The organism is Pseudomonas sp. PS01298 (assembly GCF_029959745.1).
In the GTDB taxonomy this organism is placed as follows: Bacteria; Pseudomonadota; Gammaproteobacteria; order Pseudomonadales; family Pseudomonadaceae; genus Aquipseudomonas; species Aquipseudomonas aylmerensis.
Map to the genome: position 1 here is coordinate 1 of NZ_JASCPP010000179.1, position 7,801 is coordinate 7,801.

At 61.9% G+C, this 7,801-nt stretch carries 7 protein-coding genes; 4 read left to right on the forward strand and 3 right to left on the reverse strand.

The window, feature by feature from the left end; all coding sequences use genetic code 11:
- Positions 1 to 101 precede the first annotated feature (101 nt).
- Entirely contained in the window at positions 102 to 644 is a 543-nt protein-coding gene (orn, locus tag QMX97_RS30795; RefSeq protein WP_010213620.1) for an oligoribonuclease, read from the reverse strand.
- 108 nt (positions 645 to 752) lie between these two features.
- On the opposite strand from orn, the gene rsgA reads away from it, so the two are divergent.
- Positions 753 to 1,784: a small ribosomal subunit biogenesis GTPase RsgA gene (gene rsgA, locus QMX97_RS30800; protein ID WP_025858074.1), complete on the forward strand. Its 1,032-nt coding sequence runs from the start codon at positions 753 to 755 to the stop codon at positions 1,782 to 1,784.
- Between the two features lie 599 nt (positions 1,785 to 2,383).
- Here the strand turns inward: rsgA and motB are convergent.
- Positions 2,384 to 3,406, reverse strand: coding sequence for a flagellar motor protein MotB (motB, locus tag QMX97_RS30805; RefSeq protein ID WP_065900105.1), 1,023 nt, complete (start codon positions 3,404 to 3,406; stop codon positions 2,384 to 2,386).
- A 3-nt stretch (positions 3,407 to 3,409) separates the two neighbouring features.
- Entirely contained in the window at positions 3,410 to 4,261 is an 852-nt protein-coding gene (motA, locus tag QMX97_RS30810; RefSeq protein ID WP_065900103.1) for a flagellar motor stator protein MotA, read from the reverse strand.
- A gap of 167 nt (positions 4,262 to 4,428) precedes the next feature.
- Between motA and QMX97_RS30815 the strand changes: the two genes are divergently transcribed.
- The 3 genes from QMX97_RS30815 to asd are packed head-to-tail and all read left to right on the forward strand — an operon-like array spanning position 4,429 to position 7,714.
- Positions 4,429 to 5,964: an HDOD domain-containing protein gene (locus QMX97_RS30815; protein WP_282398168.1), complete on the forward strand. Its 1,536-nt coding sequence runs from the start codon at positions 4,429 to 4,431 to the stop codon at positions 5,962 to 5,964.
- A gap of 57 nt (positions 5,965 to 6,021) precedes the next feature.
- Complete coding sequence (locus tag QMX97_RS30820) at positions 6,022 to 6,837, forward strand: rhodanese-like domain-containing protein (RefSeq protein ID WP_065900099.1); 816 nt, start codon at positions 6,022 to 6,024, stop codon at positions 6,835 to 6,837.
- 16 nt (positions 6,838 to 6,853) lie between these two features.
- Positions 6,854 to 7,714: an archaetidylserine decarboxylase gene (asd, locus tag QMX97_RS30825; RefSeq protein WP_065900098.1), complete on the forward strand. Its 861-nt coding sequence runs from the start codon at positions 6,854 to 6,856 to the stop codon at positions 7,712 to 7,714.
- Positions 7,715 to 7,801 lie beyond the last annotated feature (87 nt).

The window sequence follows — 7,801 nt, forward strand, 5'->3', positions numbered from 1 at the left end:
GAGCAAGCCCGCTCCCACATTTAACCGAGTTCCACCTTTGGAATGCAGTCGAATGTGGGAGCGGGCTTGCTCGCGAAGGCGCCGGGCCAGGCGCCACAGATTCAGGCCTTGATGAAATGCTTGCGGTAATGCTGCAACTCAGCAATCGACTCGCGAATATCATCCAACGCCAAATGGGTGCTGCCCTTATGGAAGCTGTCTTTGACCTCTGGCGCCCAACGCGCAGCCAGCTCTTTCAAGGTAGACACGTCCAGGTTGCGGTAGTGGAAGTAGCTTTCCAGCGCCTTCATGTGGGTATACAGGAAGCGACGATCCTGGCAGATGCTGTTACCGCAGATCGGCGACTTGCCCTTGGGCACCCATTTTTCCAGGAAGGCGATGGTTTCGGCCTCAGCCTCAGCCATGCTGATGCGGCTGTCGCGCACGCGCTGGGTCAGGCCGGAGTTGCCGTGGGTGCGGGTGTTCCATTCATCCATGGTGGCGAGCACGGCATCGCTGTGGTGGATGGCGATCACCGGACCTTCGGCCAAGGTGTTGAGGTTGCTGTCGGTGACAATGGTGGCCATCTCGATGATGACGTCGGTGTCGGGGTTCAGACCGGTCATTTCCAGATCGATCCAAATCAGGTTCTGTGGGTTTTGCATGGCTTGATTCTCTTGGCACCTTGGCGTAGCTGCGCAGTTTAGCAGGCAGGGGCGTGCTAGACTCGCGACCGTTTTACCCAACCTTTGCATTATCGACACGGAACACCAATGGCCAAACGCCAGCTCAATCGTCGCCAAAACTGGCGCATCGAAAAGATTCAAGGCGAACGCGCCGCCCGCGCCGCCAAACGTGAATCCTCCGCCGTGGAAGCGCTCGAGGGCGGCGACCTGGGCCCCGAACAGACAGGCCTGGTGATCGCACACTTTGGCGTGCAGGTCGAAGTCGAGGCGCTGGAAGGCGAACTCGCCGGCCAGGTGTTCCGTTGCCACTTGCGCGCCAACCTGCCTGCGCTGGTGACCGGCGACCAGGTCGTGTGGCGTGCCGGCAACCAGGGCATCGGCGTGATCGTCGCCCAGTTGCCGCGTACCACCGAGCTGCGTCGCCCTGACAGCCGTGGCCAGCTCAAGCCGGTGGCGGCCAACGTCGACATGATCGTCATCGTGTTCGCGCCGCTGCCCGAGCCCCATGCCAACCTGATCGACCGTTACCTGGTCGCCGCCGAACACGCCGGCATTCGCCCGCTGTTGCTGCTGAACAAGTTCGACCTGATCGACGAGCAGAACGCGCCTGCGCTCAATGCGCTGCTGGCGGTCTACCGCACCCTGGGTTATCCGGTGCTGGAAGTGTCGGCGCATCACGGCAATGGCATGGAACAGCTGCAACAGCAGTTGGACGGCCGCATCAGCGTGTTCGTCGGCCAGTCGGGCGTGGGCAAATCGTCGCTGGTCAACAGCCTGCTGCCGGAAGTCGACACCCGCGTCGGCCCACTGTCGGAGCTGTCCGGCCAAGGCACCCACACCACCACCACCGCGCGATTGTTCCACTTCCCCGGCGGCGGCGAATTGATCGACTCCCCCGGCATCCGTGAATTCGGCCTCGGCCACGTCAGCCGCAGCGATGTGGAAGCGGGCTTTATCGAATTCAATGACCTGATCGGCACTTGCCGCTTCCGCGATTGCAAGCACGACCGCGAGCCGGGTTGCGCCCTGCTCAAGGCCCTGGAAGATGGGCGTGTGCAGCAGCAACGAATGAACAGCTATCGGTCGATTATTGCGAGCTTGCCCGAAAGCAGTTATTGAGGGGCCATTTCTTGATACCTATAAATGGCAGCACCAAGCACCCTAGCCCATTGATTTAAAGGGTGCTGGCATCAAGAATCCGTGCAACTGGGTGGCCAATCGATGCAAGCCAGCTTGAATTCGAAATTCCTGATGCCCATCATCGCTCCGTCACCAGCGCAAGCTGGCAGGAGCCTGGATCCTTTTCGGGGTTGATCCAGCGGCGCAGAAGGGGCGAAGCAAGCTCCACTGCGCGTCGAATGAAGCCGCCTTCGGGCGGCTTTGCTTTTTGTGGGGCATTTACGATTGACTCTCTACTATCACCCCAACAAGGCGACGTTCTTCTTTGCGATTTCACACGAGGCTTCGTTGCCCATGAAATGCTACAAAGAGCTGTGGGTGAAGTGCGACATGATTTACACCATCAGCTTCGAGCGCCTGGATAAGCTCCATAGAAAGACTCGAGCAAAAGGTCGAGAATATTTCGTGCCCCGGCTGGACACCAACGACATGCGAGGTGTTATCAGTGGAGTCAAAGCCTATCTCCCTCTTTGATAAGAAATGAAAAACGCCCCGATCAACCGGGGCGTTTTTCATTGTTGAGGTGGGCTGCTTGCAGCCTAGGAGCCCGTTGCAGGCGCCGTAGGATCCTTCACCCCGCCATCATCGAACAGGTTCAACTTCTGGCGCAGCTCATGCGCCGGCAACGGCTCCTGGCCGGGCGGGATGGCGTTCGGGTCGGCCGGTACTTCACCGGGCGCACCGTCGCCTGGGGTCGGAACCGGTGGCGCGGCGTGCTGGTCGCCTTCGATCGCACGCTGGGCCTTCTTGGTCAGCACGACGATGTCGATGCGGCGGTTGATCGGGTTGAACGGGTCCTTGGGATCAAACAGCTGCGAGGAGGCAAACCCCACCACGCGCGCCACTTGCGGGTCCGGATAGCTGCCGGCGACCAGGGCGCGACGCGCCGCGTTGGCACGGTTGGCCGAGAGTTCCCAGTTGCCGAAGTCACCCTGGCCCGCGTACGGCTTGGCGTCGGTATGACCGCTGATGCTGATCTTGTTCGGTACCGCCTTGATGGTGTCGGCCATCGCCAGCAGGATGTCTTCAAAGTACGGCTTCAACCGCGCGCTGCCCGAGTCGAACATCGGCCGATTGGCCGCGTCGGTGATCTGGATGCGCAAACCGTCCGGCGTGATCTCGAACGAAATCTGATCCTTGAATTTGAGCAACTGCGGGTTTTCCTCGACCTTGGTCTGCAGTTCTTGCAGCAACAGCTCAAGGCGTTCCTGCTCGACTTGCTCAGCCATGGCCTCGACGGTATCGCGCTCGATCGGGATTTTTTCCTGAGGCGATTCGGTCTTGATTTCCGGGTTGATGGTGCGCTCCGGCGCCAACTGCGGCGAGCCGCCCAGGTCGATCACGAAGGGCGTACCGCTTTCCGAGAAACCAATGGGGTCCTTGAAGTAGCCGGCGATGGCGATCTTCTGTTCGGGTGTGGCGGTGGACATCAGCCACAGCACCAGGAAGAACGCCATCATCGCCGTCGCAAAGTCGGCGAAGGCGATTTTCCAGGCGCCGCCATGGTGCCCCGCAGCGAAGCGCTTGACGCGCTTGATGATTATCGGCTGGTTGTTTTCCATGGCTTAGCGACCGCGAACCGCTTGTTCCAGCTCGGCGAAACTTGGGCGATGTTTCGGGTACAGCACCTTGCGACCGAACTCCACCGCCAACGATGGCGGCATGCCCGACGCCGAAGCCACCAGGCACGCCTTGATCGCTTCGTAGAGGTTCACCTCTTCCTTGGCATCGTGGGCCAGGGAGGTAGCCAGCGGGCCGAAGAAACCGTAGGCCGCGAGAATACCGAAGAAGGTACCAACCAGGGCCGCACCCACGTGCATGCCGATGGCCTTCTGGTCGCCTTCGCCGAGGGACGCCATGGTCACCACGATACCGAGTACCGCCGCGACAATACCGAAACCGGGCATGCCGTCGGCGATGCCGGTCACGGCGTGGGAAGGATGTTCCAGCTCTTCCTTGAGGCTGAACAGCTCCATGTCGAACAGGCCTTCCAGCTCATGGGGCGCCATGTTGCCGGAGGACATGATGCGCAGGTAATCGCAGATGTAGGCGGTCATGCGCTCGTCTTTGAGCACGGCCGGGTACTTGGCGAAAATCGGGCTGGCCGCAGCGTCTTCGATGTCGGCTTCGATGGCCATCATGCCTTCGCGGCGGCTCTTGTTGAGGATCTCGTAGACCAGGCCCAGCACGTCCAGATAGAAAGAGTGGGTGAAGCGCGAGCCGAACATGCCCAGCGACTTCTTGATCACGTGCAGGGTCATGTAGCCGGGGTTGGCCTGCAGGAAGGCGCCAAACGCTGCACCGCCGATAATCAGCACTTCGAAAGGCTGGATCAGCGCGGCAATTTTACCGTGGGAGAGGACGTACCCGCCGAGCACACTTGCGATGACGACGATGATGCCGATAATTTTAGCCATAGGAGATGAGTACTTGCGCCGTCAGGTTCATGGACATATTTGGAGGAACTGAAAAACTCTTGTTCTACTTATCGGCAAAACTGCGCCAGACTATAGCCCGTTAAGGCGAAAAGCCAGTTCGGCCCGTTCCGGGCGTGTTGACCGCAAGTGATGATCGCGCCCCAATCATGGCTATTGAAACGACAGTCCCAACTGCAAAACCCAACTCCCTCGCCGCTTGGATCAAGCGCCTGGACGACGTGCTGCTGCCTGTTCCCCAGGCCAGCCACGAACGCGTGTGCAAAGCCATCCGCGATAGCCGCAGTTCGTTGCGAGACATTGCCGAACTGATGCAGAACAGCCCGGCCCTCGTGCTCAGCGTGATGCGCGAGGCTAATAGCCACACGCATGGCAGCATGACGGCACCGGCGGAAAACCTCGAAGTGGCGCTCAATCGCCTGGGCCTCAAGCGCGCCGAAGAGTTGCTGGCACGCCTGCCCTCGGTCCCCGCCCAAGAGATTCCGGTGGCGTTGCGCCAATTGCTGCTGGTCAGCCAGCACGCCTCGCAGCAAGCCAACGGCTTGTTCGGCAGCCGCCTGGCGCGGTTGTGGCAAGACATTCACTGGGGCAGCCTGCTATTCCTGTCGCCGCTGTGGCCGATGGCGGTGGCCTACCCCAAGCTCCTCGAAGAGTGGGAGCTGCGGGTTATCCACAAAGGCCAATCGGCGCGTGCAGTCGAGCAGGAATTGTTCGGCGTGCGCCTGCTGGACCTGTGCCTCGGCCTGACCGAAACGTGGCACCTGCCGATCTGGGTATCCCAGGGCTATACCCTGCTGCGGAACGAGCAACGCCTGCTGGTCAAGGCGTTGCATATCGCCCGCGAAGATGACCCGTTGCGCCACCAGCAATTGCTGGATGCCGACCCCAACCTGCGGCGCTGGCTGAATCAGCCGGCCAATACGGTACTGCTGGCCAACGGCCTGGCGATGTCGGCCCAGGAGTCCTGGACCTGTCCGCACACCCAGCGCTGGCAATACCTGACCGCGCTGTACCTGCAACAGCCTTTGGGCGACGTGCAGCAACAGGTGCACCAGCAAGCCGTCACCAGTGCGCGCACTACCTTGATGCCGGACCTCTGGCACCCGGCGCTGTCGCTGATCTGGCCATGGCATGTGCAGAAGATCCACCGCGGCCTGCTGCCGGCCCCGCCGCCCACCGCCGAGGCCCTGGCGGTGTGGCGCAAGCGCTGCACCGAATTGCTGGTGGAGCCGAGCCGCTTCGCCAACGCCATGCACCTGACCACCTGCGCCAAGGAGGCCCTGTCGGCCAGCGGCATGCAGCGGGTCATGCTGCTGATGACCGACCGCGCCCAGAGCACCTTGCGTGTGCACCAGGTCGACGGCCTGCCCAAGGACGCTGCCAACCTGAGCCTGGAGGTGGTCCACAGCACGCTGCTGCAGCGCTTGCTGGAAAAGTCCGCCCAGGTGCGCCTCACGCCTGACAACCACGCGCAATTCTCAGCGCTGCTGCCGCCGATCCTGCGGCGCCTGTTCACCGGCGAGCACCTGCTGCTGCGCTCCCTGAGCTGCAATGGCAAGGTCGTGATGCTGATGGTCGCCGACCAGGGCGGTGGGCCGTTCTCGGAAACCACCGTGCAGGCCTTCGGCAAAACCGCCCAATGCATCGAGAAAGCGCTGCACAGCTTTACCAACCGCAGCGTCTGATGCTTGCGCTACAATCGCCCTCTTTTATCGCCAACATTTGTGCCCAGGAGACCTCACATGCCTGACTTCTCTGGCTTGCCGCTGGTGATCGAGTCCAGCGACCTGCTCGGTCGACTGGATGCCGAACAGCTGATTCTGGTGGACCTCACCAGTGCCGCCCGCTACGCCGAAGGGCACATCCCCGGCGCGCATTTCGTTGACCCCAAGCGCACCCAGCTGGGCCAGCCGCCGGCGCCCGGCCTGCTGCCCCACAAGGCCGACCTGGAAAAACTCTTCGGCGAACTGGGCCACACCCCGGACGCCACCTACGTGGTCTATGACGACGAAGGCGGCGGTTGGGCCGGACGCTTTATCTGGATGCTCGACGTGATCGGCCATCAGAAATATCACTACCTGGACGGCGGCCTGCTGGCGTGGCTGGCGGAACAACACCCGCTGTCGACCGAGGTCCCGCCAGCGGTCGGCGGCCCGGTCAGCCTCACGCTGCACGAGGGCCCCACCGCCACCCGCGAATACCTGCAAAGCCGCCTCGGCGCGGCCGACCTGGGGATCTGGGATGCGCGCGGCCCGCTGGAATACTCCGGCGAAAAAGTGCTCGCGGCCAAAGGCGGGCACATCCCCGGCGCGGTGAATTTCGAATGGACGGCCGGCATGGACAAGGCGCGCAACCTGCGGATCCGCCGCGACATGCCGCAGATCCTCGAAGACCTCGGGCTGACCAGAGATAAAGAGATCATCACCCATTGCCAGACTCACCACCGCTCTGGCTTCACCTACCTGGTGGCCAAGGCGCTCGGTTATCCGCGAGTCAAAGGTTATGCCGGTTCCTGGGGCGAATGGGGCAACCACCCCGACACCCCCGTCGAGATTTAAGAGTTAAGGACAGTTAATGAAAAAGCAGTTGTTTATCCTCAGCCAGTACCTGCTGCCGCACCACCTGCTGTCGCGGTTGGCCGGCTGCATCGCCGAATGCCGCGTGCGCTGGTTCAAGAATGCCTTCACCCGCTGGTTCGCCAAGCGCTATCAAGTGGACATGTCCCAGGCCCTGGTGGAAGACGTGACTGCTTATGAGCATTTCAACGCCTTCTTCACCCGCGCCTTGAAAGACGGCGCGCGCCCGCTGGATCAAACCCCAGGCGCAGTGCTGAGCCCTGCCGATGGCGCGGTCAGCCAACTGGGTCCGATTGAGCACGGCCGTGTGTTCCAGGCCAAGGGCCACAGCTTCAGCGTGCTGGAACTGCTGGGCGGCGATGCAGCCGTGGCGGCGCCGTTCATGGGCGGTGATTTCGCCACCATCTACCTCTCGCCGAAAGACTACCACCGCGTGCACATGCCACTGGCCGGCACCCTGCGGGAGATGGTCTACGTGCCGGGGCGGATTTTCTCGGTCAACCAGACCACCGCCGAAAACGTGCCGGAGCTGTTTGCGCGCAACGAGCGCGTTGTCTGCCTGTTCGATACCGAGCGTGGCCCGATGGCCGTGGTACTGGTGGGCGCGATGATCGTGGCGTCGATTGAAACCGTGTGGGCCGGCCTGGTCACGCCGCCGAAGCGCGAGCTGAAAACCTTCCGCTACGACGAAGCCGCACGGGCGCCGATCCACCTGGAAAAAGGTGCGGAACTGGGTCGCTTCAAGCTGGGTTCCACCGCGATCGTGCTGTTCGGGCCAGATCAGGTGAAGTGGGCAGAAGAACTGGTGGCAGGTTCGCCGGTGCAGATGGGCCAGGGTATCGCACTGCCGAAAGCCTGATCTGAAGCTGACGAAAATCAACATGCAGGAGCCGGGCTTGCCCGCGATGACGGTGTTTCAGTCAACCCATCTGTGACTGAAGTACCG

Excerpts from the sequence above, each read along its gene's own strand:
- motA (WP_065900103.1), bottom strand. The coding sequence starts at position 4,261 with ATGGCTAAAATTATCGGCATCATCGTCGTCATCGCAAGTGTGCTCGGC.
- motB (WP_065900105.1), bottom strand. The coding sequence starts at position 3,406 with ATGGAAAACAACCAGCCGATAATCATCAAGCGCGTCAAGCGCTTCGCT.
- asd (WP_065900098.1), top strand. The coding sequence starts at position 6,854 with ATGAAAAAGCAGTTGTTTATCCTCAGCCAGTACCTGCTGCCGCACCAC.
- orn (WP_010213620.1), bottom strand. The coding sequence starts at position 644 with ATGCAAAACCCACAGAACCTGATTTGGATCGATCTGGAAATGACCGGT.
- QMX97_RS30820 (WP_065900099.1), top strand. The coding sequence starts at position 6,022 with ATGCCTGACTTCTCTGGCTTGCCGCTGGTGATCGAGTCCAGCGACCTG.
- rsgA (WP_025858074.1), top strand. The coding sequence starts at position 753 with ATGGCCAAACGCCAGCTCAATCGTCGCCAAAACTGGCGCATCGAAAAG.
- QMX97_RS30815 (WP_282398168.1), top strand. The coding sequence starts at position 4,429 with ATGGCTATTGAAACGACAGTCCCAACTGCAAAACCCAACTCCCTCGCC.